Source organism: Paraburkholderia sp. (genome assembly GCF_050742655.1).
GTDB lineage: Bacteria > Pseudomonadota > Gammaproteobacteria > Burkholderiales > Burkholderiaceae > Paraburkholderia.
The window spans coordinates 491,721-510,975 of sequence record NZ_JBOIGG010000001.1 but is presented as its reverse complement, the minus strand read 5'-3'; the positions used below and the strand labels follow the sequence as shown (position 1 = coordinate 510,975).

The following is a 19,255-nucleotide window of genomic DNA, read 5'->3' as shown; positions in this document are numbered from 1 at the left end:
GGCCGACGTCAGATGCAGTTCCCTCTGTCGCATCTCAGGCCTCGCCAACCTCGGAGGCCTCTCTCGTTCGCCACGGCAGTGCCGCCGGCGTAGCGCTCCCGCAGCCGGTTGCCACGCAGGCTTCCGCACCTACTGTGGCTTCTGCCGCCTCCAGTCCGAGTGATTCGCGCAGCACGACCGGGATGAGCGCCGGTCTGGTGGTGGCCTTGTTTGCCGCTGTTGGATTTGGCGTGCTCTTCAGGCGACGAATAAAGAGTGGCGGCGGCCCGGGCAATCACTGAAGGATTTGCGTGGAAATGACGAGCTTTGAGCACCCCCAACGTAAGGCCAACGTTGACTGGAGTTTTTCGATACTGCCGCGCGCCCATAGTGTTGAACGTCTTATCTCGGGTCAGTTAGGCTTCTTGCTACCTGGCCGCGCCGATTTGATGAGGCGGCTCGCCCGCGGAACGGGGGGTGCTTGACCGGCGTACGGTTTGCCTTTGAGGGTGAAAAGAGCCAGCAGGGACTGCACATCTATCTGCTGTCCCGGGAACAAAAGCAGTCTCGCGTGAAGCATCGTGTTTTCGAGAACAAGCTTTGCTGTGCTCAGCAGATATAGCGTGTGGACGTCAGACACTGACATGTTACCGGCTTCAACCAAATGGTGGCGCTCAACGAGAGAACTCATGACAAGGCGCCTACCTTGAAGCGGTCTGATATATCTGGACCGCATACACTATTACCGAATTCGTGGTTGTTGACGTGTTCCGCTGCTTCGGCGAAGCCCTTTACGCGTACGCACGTGAGGACTGGTCCGAAGATTTCCTCCTTGTAAATTCGCATCTCAGGCGTTACGTGGTCGAAAAACAGACCACCCATAAAGAAGCTCTCCTCGCGGCCTGGCAGTTACAGGGCTCGGACTTCAACGACCAGGTGAGCGCCTTCTTCGACACCTGTCGTGACGCCGACAGTTAGACTGAGTGCCTCTTGTGTGGTCCGTCGGGCAATCCTTGAGATTCCTGACGGGCACTCTGACAACCCGGGTACAACCGGGCATCCGTTCAGACAGCTTTTTTCTTTCCCATTATCGCGCCCATCGCAAGCGCAAGCAGCGTGACCAGGCAGAATCCCGCCCCTGCGTAAAACGTCGAACTGGCTCCGAATTTGTCCCACAGTTCGCCGGCGACCACACTCGCAACGAGCATCGCCAGGCCGCTCATCAGGTTGAAAAAACCGAACGCGGTGCCTTTCAACTCCGGCGGTGCCGAGTGCGCCACCATGGTGGCGAGCAAACCTTGCGTCAGCCCCATATGCAGCCCCCACAGCGCCACGCCAATCAGTACGAATGCCCAGGAGTTGCTATGGGCAAGTACGATGTCGGACACGATTAGTACCACGAGGCCGACTGCCAGCAGCCTCGTGTGACTCACTGAGTCGGCCAGCTTTCCAAACGGATACGCAGAAAGCGAATATACGACGTTCATCGCCACCATGACGAGAGGCACAAGGGCTATCGGCACCCCGCCCTGCATGGCTCGCAACACGAGAAATGCTTCACTGAAGCGTGCGAGTGTGAAGACTGCGCCGACACCGACGACCCACCAATAGGGCCGGCTGAGCTCTTTGAGGCTTTCAAGCTTAATCGGGTTGACGCGTTTTGCTCCCGGCTGCCGTGCGGGCTCCCTGACACCAAAGGCCAGCAACGCTACCGCAATGAGCCCTGGGACCACCGCGACCCAGAATACCCGCCGAAAATTGTCTGTCCACAGCAGCATCAGTACGACCGCCAGCAACGGCCCAAGAAACGCGCCGACCGTGTCGAGCGATTGTCGCAGGCCATAGGCCGCGCCACGCAGATGAGCGGGGGTGATGTCAGCCACGAGCGCATCGCGTGGCGCACCTCGAATGCCTTTGCCTACCCTGTCGACCACACGTGCCGTCAATACAATTCCAGCCGTGGGCGCCAATGCAAACAGCGGTTTGCTCAATGCCCCCAGGCCGTACCCGATGACCGCAAGCCACTTCCGGTTACCAAGGTAGTCGCTCAGAGCCCCCGAAAACACCTTTACGATAGGCGCGACCGCCTCGGCGATGCCTTCAATCAACCCGACCGTCATGGCGCTCGCACCGAGGCTCGTCACGAGGAACATTGGCAAAAGGCTGTGGATGATTTCCGACGAGATGTCCATGAACAGGCTCACCAAGCCAAGCATCCAGATGCCACGGGGGATTTGGCTGAGCGTACTGGCGCGCTGGGTGGAATCAGTCTGCACGTGTCCTCCGTTCACTGATGGTCTGCATCAACGCCCGCATTGTCACACCGTTGCGCAACAGAGCGGCGAAACTCGCTAACCGTCGTCGATGCATTCGGGCGTCGGCCGGACCTAGGATGTTTTTCGCAGTTGCCGCTCGCGTCGGTACACATAGAGAGCTGGCAACAGGTTTGTACTGAGCAAACCGCTCCAGACTAATCCGCCCAACGTAACGATGGCGAGCCCCTGTTCCGGAGCTGCACCTTTGCCGAAGCCAAGTGCGGTTGGGAGCAGCCCCAGCGAGGCAGTTAGCACCGTCAGGAGAATTGGCCTGAACCGCACCTCGACCGCGTCTCGTACTGCATCGAGCACGGACAATCCCTGCGCTTCGTTTCGCTTAACGAGCTGCAGCAGCACGATGCCGTGGTTCAGGCTGACGCCAATCAGTGTGAGAAACGCAATCAAGCCGATGGCGTTCAGACCGATGCCGCTCACGACCAGTGCGATGGCGCCACCCGAGAATGCTAACGGCATCTGCAATAGAAGCAATCCCGGCACAAGCAGGCCATCAAACTGCAGCGTCAGGATACCCAGCATGAGCACAAGTGCGATAGCAGCCGCGATGGCTACATTGATAGCAGCGTGCTCCAGTTGCGGATACAAACCGCCAAACTTCACCTCGTATCCTGCCGGCATGTGAAGTGTTTCGAGCGCACGTTTTGAGGCCGAGATGACCTGGCCCAGTGGCGCAGTTGGCGTAGCCAATATCTCAATCGCACGAAGTCCGTTCAGATGCCGGATGACGTTGGGGCCAGTGGCCATGCGGACGTCAGCCACGTCTCGCAAGGCGACCCAGCCGTTGGCCATGACGGGAATCTGTTTCAACTGCTCGATGGATAGTTGGGTGGGGTCCGCCAGTCGAACGAAGACGTCGAGGTGGCCGTTGCCTTCAGGGACCGTCGCAATCGTCTGTCCCGCCAGCAGGATGTGGAACTGCGAGAGGAGCTGCGCCGGTGTGATGCCGTGAATGGCGAGACCTGTCGGGTCAGGCGTGATTTGCAATTCGGTGATGGGATAACCATCGTTGTTGAACACGTCTGACAGGTCGGGCACGCCTGACAATCGGCTTGCCACATCAGACGAGAGAGACTGCAGGGTTGTGATTGAATCGCCATATACGTCAATCACGAACGGCTGGGGCAAGCCGGAAAGCGTCTCGCCGACCCGCTCCAGCGTCGGTGTTCCAATCGCGGTCTGCACCGCAGGGAGCTTCGACGCGGCGAGAACCTCCTGACCGATTTTGTCGAGACTGCTTGCATTCACGTTCGACTTCAGCGCAATCTGGATTTCGCCTGCGTAGGCAGGTTCCGTGTAGGACGTCCCAGATGCCGACCCCACGCGCGTGAAGACGTGCGCGACCGGGGCGAGCCCCATCAGTCGCTGACCGATGCGGTCGGCCACGTCCTGAGTATCGTGTAACGATGTACCGGGAGGCAGCGTGAAGCTCTCCAGCAGTACCTCCTCATTGGGCAGGGGCAGGAAGTCGACGGGCACCAACGCGAGGCCTGCCACCGAAACAGCAAAGATGGCGACGCACGTCCATAGGGACAGTTTCGGTCGGCGCAATGTGAAATCCAGCAACCTGAAGTTGTGGCTCTTGAGCCATGCGACTGCCCGGGAGCCTGAAGTCGTGCGCCTTTCGACATGCGGTCCGATGAAGCCGAGTACAAGTGGAATCAGGCTCAGGGAGATGAGGAGCGAGGCGATAAGGCTCACCGTCATCGCGAGTGAGAACGGGACAAAGAACAGTCCGGCCAAGCCGCCCACGAATGCGAGCGGCAGAAACACCGAGACGGTTGTCAGCGTGCCGGAAATATCGGGACCAGCGATGTCACGCAAGCCCTGTGCGACCCCTTCCCACCGGCCATCGCCTCGCTCCCAGCGATGGTAGATGCTCTCAAGCACGATGATGGCATCGTCCGCAAGCAAGCCAACTGCGACCGAAAGAGCGCCGAATGTCAGCAGGTTCAGCGTCTGTCCCATCAGATACAGGCCAGCAATGCCAAGTAGGAGCGAGAGTGGGATGCTCAAGGCAAGTGCCCATATTCCACGACTCGCCCCGAGCATCCAGAACAGGACGGCAACGGCCAGGACCGCCCCGATGGCGAGATTCCGTGTCAAATCCTGGGCGACCACTCCGACAATGTGTCCCTGGCTGTAAATGCGCACGAAGCGCGCACCTCGCGGCAGTTGGGGTTCAAGCTCGCGTAGCGTCCTGTCCACTGCGTCGACTACTGGCACGGTAGAGGCGTCAGGTTGCTTGAAGACAATCAGCGCGATGGTGGGTCGGTTATCGAGTTTGACCTCGTGGTGTGACGGCAGCGCTGAACGCACGACGTCAGCCATTGCCCCGAGTGGGACCGCGCCGCTGGGCGTCTGTACGGATACCCCGGCATAGGCCGACGGTTCAGTCGGCAGATTTCTGCCTTCGATAAAGACGTCCTGGTGACCTAGGTCGACATACCCGCTCGGCACCATCGCAGTCGTGGTTGCGAGTGACGACGTAAGCGCCGACGCAGAGACGTTGAACCGCTGCAACTTCCCGAGGTCAGGCCGCACCCATATTGCATCTGCACCTGGTCCCACGACGGACACGCGTTGTACACCAGAGACCGCTCGGACACGGGGTGCAAAGTTCGATTCGACGAGGCGCTGCACCTGTGATGCATCCACGCCATCCGGAATCTGTATTGCGTAGTCCGCGACTTCGTTGATTGCGTTGCCGGAGATTTCGGTGGTCAGGCTCGTCCCTTTGGGAAGCGCGCCATTGACGCGGCCCACAACACCGTTGACGTCCTGCAGTGCGCTTGCGGCAGTCTTCCCTTCTGCGAAACGCGCTTCGATTTTGACAGAGCCCTGGCTCACAACCGTCCGTACGTCGCTCAGTGACTGAAGCGACGTCAACTCCGCCTCGACCGGCCGGGCAATTAGTCCCTCAAGGTCGAGTGTCGTTGCCCCGGGTAACTGGGCAACGATGCTCACCTGCGGCATGTTGAACTGCGGCAGAACCTCCGAGTGGATATTGACGAGGGCATAGATGCCATAGGCAATCAATGCGCCGTACAGCATGACCCATAGCAAGGGCCGCTTGACGATGTCGTTGAGCATATTCTAGTCGGTTGGCGTCAATCGGCTTGCTGGTAGCGTGTGGAGAAATCCTGATGGAAGTGCAGATAAGCGTCCTGAGTGACGACCAGTTCGCCAGCTGAGAGCCCATTCCTGATGGAGGTCCAGCCAGCGTCAGCTATTCCGGGCGCGACGTGACGACGGTGGTTTCCCGTCTTGTCGTGAACCAATACCCACCATTCGCCACTGTCGAGGACGAGTGCAGTGGATGGAACGGCTAACTGCCTGTCGTCTGATGCGGAGAGGGATACGGTGCCAACCGCGCCGGACTCCAGGCTGCCGCCCTGCTCGGGACTGAGCCAGACTTCGAGTTGACCGGGTGTTGGAACACTCCATGAAGTACGTTTGACGACAACGTAGACGGGTGCCTCGCCGGATTCAGGCAGGAACACCGCCTTCATGCCGACCGCAACCAGGGCGGCGTCGCTCCCGTAGAAATTTGCGACAACATGGAGGTCGCGTGACGACGAGACAGTCACGAGGGCCTGTCCAGCGCTCACGTACTGACCGTCGGCTGCACTGACCGCTGTCACTACGCCTGGTTCCGACGCAGTGATTGTGGCAAGTCCGGTGTAGCCTTGAGCCGCCACCTGTGCGGCCACCAGTTGCTGACGCGCCGCGTCCAGGTCTGCGCGAACGCGGACGATTGCGTCGCGGGTGCTGAGTTGGTCATTAAATTTCTGTTGTTCAATCGCAGCAGCTTGTGTCGCAGCGGACAGGCGAATCTGGGCAGTTTTCAGGTCGCCCGCAAGACGCGCTTTCTCCGACATCACTGTCGGCCCGGTCAGATGCGCAATTGTCTGTCCCGCCCGAACCGTCTCGCCTGGCGTGATTCGCAGGCCCGAGACGACCCCCGCCGTCGGTGCAGTCAGTACCGCATTGGACACAGCCTGCACGTGCGCTGGAGCGGATACTTTCACCACAATGCGTTTCTGTACCGCGGGCATCGTCACAACGTCCTGGGCGAACACAAGGGGACTCGCGGCGCACCATGAGCTCAAGATGACAGCAATTGCGAGCAGGCGGATAGGCTTCATCTCGGACCTATTGAAGAGATTGGTGGTCGACGGCACTTATGCCAATCAGAGTGCACAACTCGACCTGCTGCTGAAGCACAGCGTTCGCGAGCTTCGTGGTCGTGATGCGCTGATTCAGTCGTCGAGACTCGAGGTCCATCAGCGTTGGGAGTGTCATGTCGCCTCGAGCGTGAGCGCTACGCGCCTGTAGCGTCGCTCCGTCCAGCGACGCTTCAAGTGACCGGGCGTTGCGGAGCTGGTCGTCGAGCAGGTTCATGTCTGAGACGATGTTGTCGACGGCCGCGTAAGCCTCTTCGAGCCGTTGCGTGTACTCCTCGTACAGACTTTCCCGCGTGGCTTTTTCGACCGCAATGTTTCCCCGGTTGCCGTTAAACAGGGGCAACGTCACCGTGACGGCGATGCCCGAGGTATAGATGGCAGACGTGTCCCGGCCGCGCGTGACACCGATATCCAGACGAGGAAATTGCCCGAGAAGAGCTGCGCGGTAGTGCTCGTCCTGTTCCGCGTAGCCGGCGCGCAGTGCCAGCAGGTCAGGACGACGCTGGCCGAGATTGGCGAGCGCGTCGCGCACTGCATCGGGAGGGACGCCGTAGGGTTCAGGAGGTGCCGAGAGAATCAGACGCATGCCAGGCGGCAGGTCGAGCAACGTAGCGAGTTCCTGCTGAGCTTTGAGATGGTCCTGTCCAAGCGTGTCCAGTTGCTGCAAGCTGTCGCGATACGCGGTCTCCGACTGTATTGCGATATCGCGCGTCACGTCGCCCCTTGCAAGCGCCTGCCGCATGCGGTTGTCGACAGCCTGTTCATGGACCGCGAGTTGTGCGACTTCTGCCTCGACCCGGGCAAGACTCACATTGCTGATGTATAGCGCGTAGGCGCGATTGGCGACTTGCCATTTGGTCCACTGCAGCGCGAACTGCTGTTTTTCCAGTGCCGCTGTGGCGCCTCGCTGCTTTGCAGGGTGGTCAACGAGTGCGGACACCTCATAGCTGAGCCCGACCATGAACGCTGGGGCAAATCCCACGGCCCCGGGTCGGTCCGTGCTGAAGCTGAGCTGAGGGTCCGGAAGCAGTCCATCCGCATATTTCCGCGCCGTTGCAATATCCAGTTCGCGCTCTGCCCGGCGGACATCCGGACTGTGCTCAAGCGCACGTTCGACCACCTGGTCGACGGTCAGCGGTGCGGTGGGTGTCGCGATGTTATCGGGCCATTCCGGTGTCGCCGGAAGAGGCTTGGTGGCATACGACGCACAGCCACACAGCGTCACGAGCAATGCCACAAGCGAGACCCGCACGAGCGCGCATAGGCTGACTTGTCGTTGATGACTGGTTGCGTGAATTCCGCTTTGCGACCTAGTATCGTAGGCACGACTGGGCACGATGGCTATCCGGTGTAAAAAACGCTTCGGATGCTATGCCGCAAGAATTAGTTTTGGCTTAGCACGACACCTGTGATTCCTTGAGACCGATGAGAATTCTCCTGGTTGAAGACGACGAAATGATTGGCAATGCAATTGTCCAGGCGTTGCAAGACGCTGCGTATGCCGCGGACTGGGTGCGTGACGCCGACTCCGCAACTGGGGCGCTGCTAGGGCAGGAACATGATGTCCTGCTGCTAGACCTGAACCTGCCGCATCGGGATGGCATTGACGTGCTGCGCTCGCTGCGCAGCGGCGGCAACAAGCTTCCGGTGATAATTCTTACGGCGCGCGACGGAGTCGACGACCGAATTGCCGGACTGGACGCCGGCGCGGACGACTACCTCGTGAAACCGTTCGAAATCGGCGAGCTGCTTGCGCGCCTTCGGGCCGTGACTCGCCGGTTGAGTGACCACGGCGATACCCGGATGACAAGCGGAAAGCTCACGCTCGATTCGGCGACACACATTGCCGTGTACGACGGAACGGAGTGCCGGCTGACAAGTCGGGAATTCGCTCTTTTGAGCGCGCTGTTGACGCGCCCCGGGACGGTCCTCTCACGAACCCAGCTGGAGCAAAAACTTTATGCGTGGGAGCAACAGGTGGAAGGCAATGCGGTGGAGGTCCTGATTCACGGCATCCGCAAGAAGTTGGGCGCGGCAGTGATTCGTAACGTACGAGGTGTGGGATGGCTGGTAGACAAGGACGACAATCACGCTCTCTGACGCTCCAGCTCTCGGCATGGATTGGCGGTGTGATGGCAGTGGTAGGTGTACTCGCATGCGGTTTTTCTTTCGCGTTCGCCTACCAGGAAGCGCGAGCGTTGCAGGATGGCCAGCTGAACGAAATTGCCGCCCTGATTGACAGCCACGCACTGGCGCTCACGGGAACGCGGTCTTCGGTCGAGAGCTCTCAGGACTCAGACGTCAAAGTCGTCATCGACCGACTAAGCGAGACGTCGGCTGGCATGTCGCAGGCCGCGGGACTCACGATTCCTCATGGGATGACCGACGGATTTTACGACCTGGACGGCAGCGGACAGAGTTGGCGCGTCAACATCCGTACGCTGCGAACCGGTGAGCGCGTCGCCGTCGCGGAGCCTTCTGCATTGCGTGACGAAATTGCCAGGGACGGTGCAATGAGGACGCTCGTGCCCGTGCTTCTCCTGATGCCGGTTCTGTTTGCGGTCGTCGTTGTTATTGTCAGAACGAAACTGGCGCCGCTTTCAAATCTGGCGACGGTCGTGGACCGGCAAACGGATGCCTCGCTCGAGCCGCTACCTGAAGAAGGCATCGCCACTGAAGTGCTGCCGTTTGTCCGGTCGATTAACAACCTCATCGCGCGACTGAAAGACGCCATTGGTCATCAGCGCCGCTTTGTCGCGAGCGCGGCGCACGAGTTGCGTTCGCCACTTGCCGCCCTGTCGTTGCAAGCGGGTAACCTGGGCGCAACCATTACGTCACCCGATGCTCGTGAGCGACTCTCAGCCTTTCAGGCTGGATTGCGACGTACCCACCGGCTGGTGGAGCAACTGCTGGCCCTGGCGAGGTCAGAGCAGGCAACACTGGAGCAGCCGGCAGCGTGGTCGTTGAGTGCTGCCGTGACTGACGCCATCAATGCCAGCATCGGACTTGCCCGCGCAAAGGACATCGACCTCGGGATTGAGCAGGTTGACGACATCGACGTGGTGGTTGATGCGTCATCCATGGCAGTGGTGCTGAGGAACCTCGTCGACAACGCCGTGCGATACACGCCAGATGGCGGGAAGGTCGATGTGTCGGCCTTTGAGAGAGAGGGCGAGCTGATATTCGAGGTCACCGATACAGGACCTGGCATACCAGACAACGAACTTGAACGCGTGCTGGAGCCGTTTTATCGGCTGAACCATTCGGTTGCGTCGGGAAGCGGACTGGGTCTCTCTATCGTTTCAGAAATCGCGCGACGCTCAGGTGGGCGCCTGGTGCTCGCGAACGTCAAGGGTGGATTTCGCGCCCGCTTTCTTCAGTCTCTTCGCCAGACGAGCAGCGTTCCTTGAAGCCGTTGCCGTCTTCGGAGTACACCGCGCTCACCAATGCCGAGGTGAAGAAGGTAGACGCGGAGACCGGCATGGTCAAGCTAAAGCGCGGCGCGCTTGAAAACGTCGGCATGCCACCGATGACGATGGCGTTCATCGTGGTTGGACGCTCCTCTCATTCTGAGGGACGCTCTCCAGTTCGATGGTCGACCACGAGACAATATCAGTGAGCGGTACCGTGTGAGCATGGATGGGACCGACCGGGGAATAAATGGCGCATAGCTTGTCGGTGCATGAGATGGGCACTCCAGATACCGGTCCTCCTTTTTCGCGGATAATTTCGACAAACTTCATCTCATGTGATTTCAGTTCCTTGACATCCCAATGCCGTATCGCGGTCATTGCCTTTACCGCATCATTTTCGCCTCTATTGCGAACAGGTCCAAGGAGAGCAAGCGGCACGACACTGCACACAAGCAGAACGATAATCACAATTGCTGCCACCCCGAAAAACATCACTTCGGTCGTGACGAGGTTTATCGATTTGCCCTCGTTTACCTTCGCGGGCTTTGCCGCTTGCTTCCGCGCCGCGCGACCCTTTACAAGGTTGCTTGCAACGAAGACCACTGCAAATAACACGGCGAAGACGACGAACAACCCAAGCAGAGGTACAAGATAGTCCCCTTGTGCGTAGTAGCCCAGGTAGATGAGGTCGTCGGCACTCCACGGTAGCGCGTCTGGCTGGAAACCAAAGCCGAGCAAATAGCCAAGTCGATACGCGTGCCCCGCATTGCGCAGTAGCCATAGAAAGATTGCGCCAGTGAGAGCAAAGCCGCTGATGATGACCGCTGTAAGCGGTATCGCAGGAAGCGAAGGGCGCGAAGTGACATCGTCAGTTTTCAAACTCTGTTGCGAGATGGGTGCCATTTTTTTGCTTGATTGTGTGCTCATGACTCGTAGATATCCGTTCTCTATGGAGCAGCGCACGACTGTATCGGCCGCAGTCCGCGTTTTTTAGGTAGTCACTGCTGCATAGTTCTATCGGTTACTCGCTCTTGAACTTTAATGTGTTCGTTGGCCGCGCGGGCTTGCGAGCCTACTGCCGACTCTTGAAGTTTTGCAAGTCCTCGACGCGGATAGCCACGTTCCATGCGGAAAGATTCAATCGACTCGGTTCGAGAAAATCGCGATGCATGTCGCTGACTGTCCGATTGCTGTCCCCAATGGTTCGACGATTCGACCAGAACTAGCGCACTCAGCCCTGTGCATGTCATAGTTCGGCCATCTCAACTACGGAGGCGGGAATGCCCACCCTGGAATCCTTGCAAGCAAAAATTCAAAAGCTGCAGACTCAAGCAGAAGCGCTCATCGCGAAGCAGTCGTCGACCGTTATCGAAAAGATTCGCGACCTGATGTCAAAGCACGGTCTGACGACCGCGGATATTGAAGCGTATGTTGGCGGCAAGAAACGCGGACCGAAAGCAGCAGCTAGTTCTGTGGTCGTCTCGAAGACCTCCGTAGCGAAATATCAGGACCCGAAAACCGGTGCCACCTGGTCCGGACACGGGCGCGCTCCGGGTTGGATTGCAAACGCAAAGGACCGCAGCAAATTCCTTATCGGCGATGGCGCCGATGCCGTCGTCGCTGCAACTACCAGCACTGTTGGCAAGGCAAAGACTGTGGTCAAAAAAGCTTCGACTGCTGTCCGCGCAACTGCTCAATATGGACAACCTAAAGGCCCGCAGCCGGCCAAATATCGAGACCCCAAGTCGGGCGCGACGTGGAGCGGACGTGGTCCGGCTCCTGCTTGGTTGGCTGGCACGAAGGACCGGACGCGGTTTCTGATTGAAGGGGCGGCTGCCGCTGCCCCGGGGGCGGAAACGAGCAAGCCGAAGACCGTTACAAGAAAAGCCGTTGCGAAGAAGGCGCCTGTCGACAAGAAGGTAGCCGCTGGTAAGAAGGCAACTGTCGCAGCATCTCCTGCTGCCAGCAAAAAGGTTGCAGCGAAGAAGGTCGCTGCCACGCCGGCGAAGCGTCCGGTCGTAAAGAAGGTGGCTGCCAAGAAGGCTGTTGCGGTCAACGCGGTTGCTGCGAATGCCGCAAACAGCACCGTCGCACCGGAAGCGTCGCTGGAATTGAGCGCATAACTGAGCGCTCCGTGATTGATGCCCGCCCGCCGGAGCGTATCGCTTCGGCGGGCGTCATTCGATTCACCTTCATCGACTTGGCGACGCTACAGCTAGACTTCTCGATGCCTAATCACATCCTTGGCCACTGCAGGTCACCGTGCAATTGAAGGCCCGCATGAACGAATTACGGCTTGCCTTTGAGGGTGAATGGAGCCAGGAGCGACTGCACGTCAATCTGCTGTCCTTGTAGCAGGAGCAGCCTCGCGTGAAGCACCGTGTTTTCAAGAATCAGTTTCGCGGTGCTCAGCAGGTATAGCGCGTGTATGGCGGAAACCGACATGTTGCCGGCTTCGACCTGGTGATGACGCTCAACGAGAGAGCTCATGACAAGGCGCCTGAGCTCCTGCTCTCCAAACGGAAGGTCTGCGTAGTCAATGGGGTCGTCGGCCTCGACTTCTCGCAGCATGTCAACAAGCGTTTCTGTGCTCACTTCCATGTGTCGGCTCCATGTTGTCGGTTAGAACCAGCATAGGCAAACAGCGTCATTCGTCACAATCAGCCTACCGATTCTATCGCCAGGAGTCCGGCCTGATGATAGCGACGGTGCCGGGCCATCCCGTGCCTTGGGCCAACGGTATTCTCCGCAACGCCATTGACCGCGCCGACCTGCGCTGTGCAACGTGCCTGCGGCACGTCTTACTTGGAGGCTTACGCTTTTCCTCGAGACTTGGACACTTCTTGCAGTCGTCGAAATGGGACGTCTATGGTGCCTGCCGGAATCACCGGGTCGGTCACGCCCTGCAACGATACGCTTGCCGGATGGTTCGGCCCGACGGCCCAAGCCTCAATCACGCTCAGTTTGCGCTTGATAATAGCCAAATCCGCGAGATGCTCAGGCATGACTAAATTTCCATTGGACATCCCTGCAGGCGCCAGAAAAAATCCATCATACTTCCTGAATTCGCGCAGGAAGATGTCCAGATTCCTGGTGTCTTTCGGGGTCATCTCCTTGCTACGAGATACCATGGTAAAGAATTGGTTGGGACCGGATTTGCTGGCAATATAGTCTTCGCCGACGCTGATTGAAACTAGGTAATGCGAGGGATTGGCACGGTCCACTCCGGTAATGATGGTGAGGCCAATCCAGCCTTCGGCATCCACTCGCCCGACTCGCTTCCGCCAACCTCGAAATATCTTTTCGCCGGATTGTATGTCGTCGAAGCAAAGATGCATTTTAGGGGGGCTACCGATGTAACCCGCATATGCGCAGCCACCCCAACGGGCGCGGTCCCACAAATGCATGTTAATCGGTGAATGAACACGCATTTTTTTGTGGGTAAGACCGTCGACCCCGAAGAGGTCATCTGGAGGTGGGCCGTCGGCGAACTCCAGTCTCTTCGATACCTTGTCGTCAGTTCCAGTCGAGATAGGAGTTACAGCCGGCATGCCTTCATTCCATGCGTTAGTCCGATGCACCTTGCTGACGTTACCTTGCCATTCTGACGCCCAGTCTTTCGCCCAATATTTGGGGGAGTCGCCCAGGACGTTGCAGGTAGAGATTGTGGAGCGTGCGACCATTAAAGCCCGGTCTATCGACCCATCTTCATCGAACAGCTTTCTTAGCGACTCGGACATTGACGAAAGGCAGAGTTGACCGAGCACGTCTCCAAGAAGACCAAGGAGGGCTTTGCTGAATCGCGAATGCTGGGCCATCCGAGGCGCGGTTAAGCTAGATAAAACGACTCGTATACTCACCTCTCCACAATCGTCCTCGACTGTCTCGTGGGTCAGTGGCACAACGTCGCCGCGACCTGTACCAACAACGACGTCCAACCGAAGATATTCGATGGACGACGCCGCGTAGCGCGACTGGTCAATTGACGTAGATAGCAAGGCTTCCAGAAATCCTAGCAATGCTTCTGCCGTCAACACTGCTGAAACGTCGGATTCAGCGACGCACTCAATTACACAACCCAGAATCACGGTTCGCATTGAGACTGTCGGCCCTGTATTCCACTGAGCGACGGCCGGTAAGTCGGAGGCGGCAGGCTGCATCAGCCAGCCAATCATTACCTTGTCCATCCCTTCGACCCCACTGTCTCCCAACTCGGCCCGTAACCTCTCCATATCTCCCAGGCTGAACAGCATGGCGACGCTCGACATTGGCAGTGCTTTGCTATCGAACGAGTCTGGAACCCATGTCAGAACTGGCAAGTCGGAGAACGCCGTTCTCAACATCAAAATTCCGAGCACGGTGTCCACGTGCGCGTACTCTTGGCGGACCTCCATCTCCGTCGTTTCGTCCGGCCCAACGATTGTCATCAATGGTTCGAACCACGAAAGCCACCCAAGTACACACGGTATGCGACCAAGCTGGAGTTCAAGCCACACAAGTTTCCGTAGGAATGACAGCGCCACACCCGGAATTTTTCCGTCTTTTTGGTATTCAGACATCGCCCTGCCTAAAGCAACGACCAGATTGCTACGAGCAGCCCACAGCAAGCCGGCTGCCTCATAGGCCAACCCGGTTGCGGCAACAGCCCGCACGAAGTCATCTCTGTGCTCCTCCTGCGCTAGAAGCGTCTGAGCGGCGGCGCATTGGCGGATGGCGGCATAATGGCTTCCGCTGTTGAGCTTTTGCAGGCCGCGCCGAAGCCGCATTTCACCTTCCTTTCCCCTCCCAAACCTCTTTGCGCGAAGCGCCACTGCGGCCTCGAAGACCTCGTCAACAACGTCGCTGCTTCCAAGCACCTCAGCCAACTCTTCAATTATCCGGGCGACGGTATCAGCCGGGTAATCTATGTGCCCGTCGGCTTCCTTTAGAACGGCCTTCAATCCCGACAAGGTGGCCGCGATTTCGTCTTCGTTTCCGACGGCTGCGTTGAGGTCTATAAAAAGCAACTGCGTACGTGCCCAAAGCGCACTCGTGGGTCGATTCGAATCCATCGCATGGCGAAGAAGCGCTTCTCTCAAGCGCTCAGTCCGTGGCGCCCACTCCTCTGGACGAGCGATTCCACCTGCGCGGGTCCACGCTATCCCGACCTGCCATAGGTTCTCGAGCTTGTCGACGTCCCAAACGTGCTCCGACGACAGGCCAATGGGCTCCGCCAGTTCATATAGGCGATTGAGTTCCGAGTAGTCGTCATACCACCAGTTTGCTGTCCACGCTCTGTGATAGTGGACCTGAAACAGCTGCCGCTGACTGCTGTGCTTTTCCGCAAGGCGTTGAGCGCGGTCGAAACGACCATCAACCTCTGAGCGTGGACGGCCGAGCGCCCGGGCAACGAGTGCGCTCTGCAGGCAGTCCTCGAACAACTGCCAGCCCGCGCCGATGTATCGCGCAGTATTCTCGATGAGCTTGTCGAGTTCTTCGAGCTCCTGTTCCCGCTGGGTGTCCAGGGGGCCTATCTTTGTGTGCTCGCGTCCCACCGGGGCCAGGATGTCCAGCGTTTGGTAGACGACATCCCAACGGCCGTTCTGAACTACCCGGTCGACAATCCAGGTGCGGTCCAGAATGCGCACATCGAAATTCCACTTCGCGCGTAGCTCGTCCTCGACCTTAGCCCGCTCCCGGTCTGCGACAGCCTGGTTAGTCATAAAGTAGACGACCGTGTATCCCCGTCTGGTCTCCGCTACCTTGCGGACATCGTCCTTTACCTTAGGCTTCCAATCCGCCTTTGCGCTGAAGGCGAAAGCCCATCGCTCGCTTGCCGCGCGGCTGGGGTCGCCCTCGTACCAGCGGTCCGCGATTGACTCCGCCACCGGATAGGTCTCGCTATCGACCTTGCTATCGCCACCGCCCGTTGGACCAGTTTGTGGCAACAGGTTTGGACACAGCTCTTTCTCGCCGAGTCGCCGGCAGAAATGTTCAAAACGAGTTTCCTCCTTGCGCTGGGTAAGCGTGTGGAGGTGGAACTCAAACTGGCTGCGGTCCATTCCCCGCTCTTCGACGAGGATGGAATCTGAGTAGAGTTCGGGCCGTCGCGCCCGCATAAAACTCGCGGGGCTATGGGCAGGAGCTTCGTTCTTTTCGTCGTCGTAAGATGCGCGCTGCATCACTTGCCTCGTCCGGTCCGTATGGTTTGCTGCAATATTATCCTGGCCGCGACCGCGATTATTTTGAAATCATATGGCCAGGTCTTGCAATAACGACGGGATGAACGATGCCCTCACTCTGCTCTAGTCCTTGCAGAAATTTTGCGTGTTCTACTCTCGTCCTACACGAAAGGCAAGACATGCACGCATGCTCTTTTTTTCGACTGTGGAAGGACGGCCAAATGTCTTCAACGATTGCGACAAACCCAAACCGGCGTTTGAGTACCAGAATTTAGGACTCACCGACCGATACTGCTCACTGTTGGGCGGCGACAATCATCAGACTGGCGAGGGCTCGTCAGTATCTTGCAGTGCTCAACTGCGCTTGGCTAGAGGATGTCCTACAGCGCGATGTCGCGTCTCCACGAGGCGCTCATGCATCGAGCTGAGGGCCTGTCTCAACGATTTAGTACGCTTTTAAGCATCTGGTTGACCGCTGCGAACGAGTTGATGACGCCATTGAAGATGAAATCGAGGGCACCGCCGTAGCCCGGATGCAGGGTTGCTCTATCGAACCCGAGCTCCTCAAGCCGTTGAATCCCTTCCGTAGTGAGCGTATGAGCATCGGCGGTCCGAAGGTCCCTAAGCACGAACAGGGCGGCAAGACGCTCGTTTCGCCGTGCCCAGTTTTCTGGAGCATTCTCGCTTGCGAACGCGCTGGCATCTTCCTGGTGGCCATCGAGACTCTCCAACACATTCAGCAGCGCTTGTAGAAGTCTCAGGCTGCGGTAGTCAGCCAATTCCTTCCTGTCGATACCGGACGCTATCAGGAGCCTCTTCAATACGCCTTCGGGAATGACCTGCCAAATCTCATGAAGAGCCTTACACCGGCTCAGGAACGCCTGCTGGGACATCTCAAGCGGCGCCACCCGCGCGAGTTGCACCAACGCTGGGGCAGTCGTCCATCCGTTCGCCTCGATAGAGGCGCGGGATAGCTTGATAAGGCTGACTGGCTCCAACTCAATGCCGATAGCGGCACCAAGTTCACAAAGGTTGTCCGCGAGGTCAAGTAGCTCCTTCGCAAGCCTTTCAGTTTTCGCGACGATATGCTCTTCGGCATCATCGAGCTGTGCGACGACGTCTGGGTCCATCGCGTAGCTATGGGCATGAAGAGTCTCTCGAGCCGGTATGCCCCTGTAGAGGTCGCGTAGCCGAACCCTGATGATGTTCCGACCGACGCGCTTGCAGTCCGTGAACGCCCATTTACCATGATATGAGGGGCTGTTGACCCAATAGGTGCCAAAGACCTTGACCGGTATGCTGTCGTAGAAAGCGTCTTGCTCGTATTGCTCAAGAAACTTGTCGTTCAAAAATACGAAAGTGCGGTCATCCAGCTGGTCTACGAATGCGCGCGTGACAGGTTCGGTAATGCCTGGCCACCGGAGGCCATAAGCTATCTGTTCCGGGAGCCGCTCGCAGGACACCACGACGACCGTTGCCCAAACTTGCAGGCGTATGCGCCGGTCGATTTCAAGCAAGCTGACCGAGCACCAATGACCTTCCTCTTCGAAGTCGAAGCGATTGTCGGCGCCCATCAACGCTCGTAGCTCGGGCCGGTCTTGAACGGTCGCCTCATAGAAGAACACGCGCGCTCCTTGAGCCCCTCGCATCCATAGGTACTTGCGTAAATATTCGTTCGACATCGTCCATCGAATATCGCGCGATGGCTCCCAGAAATAGCGACCGGAAATCTCGCCTTCGGCGATATGAGTCGTCGGGACTTGCAAGTCGTCGTACACCAGTTTTTGGATGTCGTTGCCGATACATCTCGGTACCAGACCAAGAGCCATCCACACCTTCTCCGCCAAGTTGTAGGCGTAGAACGAACCGTCTCCCCAAGCTGCGACAATATAGTCGTGACCATCAATGTTCGGCGAGAAGTTGCGTACCGCACCCTTTTCGCGGATGTCCGGAACGGAGAAGGCAACCACTCCTTCCTCGCTATGGAGGGCGGGAAGATGCTGTTCATCCGCATCCTCGACAAGAGCCATGAGCATGTGCAGGCATTCGTATGCAGCATTGTCTCGGTCATGCTCGAAAGTGCTGCATACCTCGACGGGATAGTCCGACCCCATGCCGATAGGGGACAGCAAGTCGCGAAGACGGTGAGGAAGAAGCTCTGCGGCGATGGGGAAGTTGCGGAGATAGTCGAACATATAAGGCGCGGTGGAAGGACCTGCGAAGAATGGAGCGGAATCCGAAGCGCTTTAGAACCCCGGCAGCGACTGTTGGCGCGAACTAGGTATCGCCGCGTCGTTCCAAAGCTTCGTCGCGAGGGGATGGCGGGCGAGATGGATGAGCCGATATAGAGGCCCCTTGTTCATGTTGACGAAGAGTGGCTTGCTCTGTGCGACATGCATTTTGGTCAGGTCGGTCACAAGCGATTCCCAGTATTCAAGGTAGGCACCGACCTGCTCGCGCTTCGGGACTGAATCGAGCTGAAGATTGTTGCGCCAGCCTGGCGCTGCCGCGTCCAGCCTGGAGCTGGCCAGGCTGAAGTCGCCACCGATGTTTCGCTGGACGTCCATCACGCTGAAGTGAATCAGGATGTCGATATTCGGCCGAACGGACAGCTTGCGGATAATATCGAACTCTAGGTGCTCGATGTTGAACGGGTCGAGAAAGGCGAAGTGCAATCCCCGTGGAAGGGCATCGAGCACCCAGTCGACGGTTTCGGATGCTTTGCCTACGCGTGCCTGGACGTTGGCGCCAGCGGAGCGAAGGCGCGTTGCGCATGCCTCCACATTGTCAGCATCCGCGTCACCGATGTAAATCTCGTTAAACGGAGCGCCGCCCTTTTTCGACATGCGCCATGCCGATAACACTCCACCGTCCGAGATTGTCTTGGAATCTCGGTTCATGACGCGTCCCGGACCGGAGAAAAGGTCGATGAACGACGCGTAAGGCCACTTCCCACGGGCCTTTCGAGCGGCGTCGACGTAGCGTGACAGCGCCACATGCTTGTCTTCGGACCAGGCGCCAACCTTCATGACCGGCAAACCATCGGCAGGGTCGATGGCAACCTCGTCTTCCTGTTTGCTGTTCACGCTTTGTGTCCCGTTTTGGGGGCTCAATGGGGAGATTAAATAGTATGCCGTGGTTTCGAAATATTTACTAAAACCTGATAATCTTTCGAGAGACCAAGG

12 protein-coding genes and 2 pseudogenes are annotated in these 19,255 nt (G+C 58.2%); 4 read left to right on the top strand and 10 right to left on the bottom strand.

What is annotated here, in order from left to right:
• Positions 1-714: 714 nt before the first annotated feature.
• The 5 genes and pseudogenes from ACREXZ_RS02260 to ACREXZ_RS02240 form a co-directional block, all read right to left on the bottom strand.
• Positions 715-975, bottom strand: a pseudogene (locus ACREXZ_RS02260) (aldehyde dehydrogenase family protein); the annotation flags it as partial.
• A 68-nt stretch (positions 976-1,043) separates the two neighbouring features.
• Positions 1,044-2,255 (bottom strand): MFS transporter, encoded by a 1,212-nt coding sequence (locus ACREXZ_RS02255; protein WP_431762379.1) that lies wholly within the window; start codon positions 2,253-2,255, stop codon positions 1,044-1,046.
• Between the two features lie 111 nt (positions 2,256-2,366).
• The gene (locus ACREXZ_RS02250) at positions 2,367-5,402 is read right to left on the bottom strand and encodes an efflux RND transporter permease subunit (protein ID WP_431762378.1); all 3,036 of its coding nucleotides are present in this window, start codon (positions 5,400-5,402) and stop codon (positions 2,367-2,369) included.
• 17 nt (positions 5,403-5,419) lie between these two features.
• Entirely contained in the window at positions 5,420-6,391 is a 972-nt protein-coding gene (locus tag ACREXZ_RS02245) for an efflux RND transporter periplasmic adaptor subunit (protein ID WP_431762377.1), read from the bottom strand.
• Between the two features lie 73 nt (positions 6,392-6,464).
• Positions 6,465-7,733 (bottom strand): TolC family protein, encoded by a 1,269-nt coding sequence (locus ACREXZ_RS02240; protein WP_431762376.1) that lies wholly within the window; start codon positions 7,731-7,733, stop codon positions 6,465-6,467.
• 188 nt (positions 7,734-7,921) lie between these two features.
• On the opposite strand from ACREXZ_RS02240, the gene ACREXZ_RS02235 reads away from it, so the two are divergent.
• The 3 genes and pseudogenes from ACREXZ_RS02235 to ACREXZ_RS02225 form a co-directional block, all read left to right on the top strand.
• Complete coding sequence (locus tag ACREXZ_RS02235) at positions 7,922-8,596, top strand: response regulator (RefSeq protein WP_431762375.1); 675 nt, start codon at positions 7,922-7,924, stop codon at positions 8,594-8,596.
• Positions 8,597-8,628: 32 nt separating this feature from the next.
• The gene (locus ACREXZ_RS02230) at positions 8,629-9,906 is read left to right on the top strand and encodes an ATP-binding protein (RefSeq protein ID WP_431762374.1); all 1,278 of its coding nucleotides are present in this window, start codon (positions 8,629-8,631) and stop codon (positions 9,904-9,906) included.
• A gap of 20 nt (positions 9,907-9,926) precedes the next feature.
• Positions 9,927-10,040: pseudogene (locus ACREXZ_RS02225) on the top strand (copper-binding protein); the annotation flags it as partial.
• Here ACREXZ_RS02225 and ACREXZ_RS02220 read toward each other — a convergent pair.
• Complete coding sequence (locus ACREXZ_RS02220) at positions 10,039-10,836, bottom strand: hypothetical protein (RefSeq protein ID WP_431762373.1); 798 nt, start codon at positions 10,834-10,836, stop codon at positions 10,039-10,041. The pseudogene ACREXZ_RS02225 and the gene ACREXZ_RS02220 overlap by 2 nt on opposite strands.
• A gap of 353 nt (positions 10,837-11,189) precedes the next feature.
• Here ACREXZ_RS02220 and ACREXZ_RS02215 point away from each other — a divergent pair, with 353 nt between their 5' ends.
• Positions 11,190-12,032, top strand: a complete 843-nt coding sequence (locus tag ACREXZ_RS02215) for an H-NS family nucleoid-associated regulatory protein (RefSeq protein WP_431762372.1) — start codon at positions 11,190-11,192, stop codon at positions 12,030-12,032.
• A gap of 166 nt (positions 12,033-12,198) precedes the next feature.
• Here the strand turns inward: ACREXZ_RS02215 and ACREXZ_RS02210 are convergent, their stop codons facing one another.
• The 4 genes from ACREXZ_RS02210 to tcmP all read right to left on the bottom strand — a co-directional run bounded on the left by ACREXZ_RS02210 (position 12,199) and on the right by tcmP (position 19,156).
• Positions 12,199-12,510: a hypothetical protein gene (locus ACREXZ_RS02210; protein WP_431762371.1), complete on the bottom strand. Its 312-nt coding sequence runs from the start codon at positions 12,508-12,510 to the stop codon at positions 12,199-12,201.
• Between the two features lie 212 nt (positions 12,511-12,722).
• Positions 12,723-16,070: a hypothetical protein gene (locus ACREXZ_RS02205; RefSeq protein ID WP_431762370.1), complete on the bottom strand. Its 3,348-nt coding sequence runs from the start codon at positions 16,068-16,070 to the stop codon at positions 12,723-12,725.
• Between the two features lie 437 nt (positions 16,071-16,507).
• Positions 16,508-18,265, bottom strand: a complete 1,758-nt coding sequence (locus ACREXZ_RS02200; RefSeq protein ID WP_431762369.1) for a hypothetical protein — start codon at positions 18,263-18,265, stop codon at positions 16,508-16,510.
• Between the two features lie 51 nt (positions 18,266-18,316).
• Entirely contained in the window at positions 18,317-19,156 is an 840-nt protein-coding gene (gene tcmP, locus ACREXZ_RS02195) for a three-Cys-motif partner protein TcmP (RefSeq protein ID WP_431762368.1), read from the bottom strand.
• Positions 19,157-19,255: the final 99 nt, after the last annotated feature.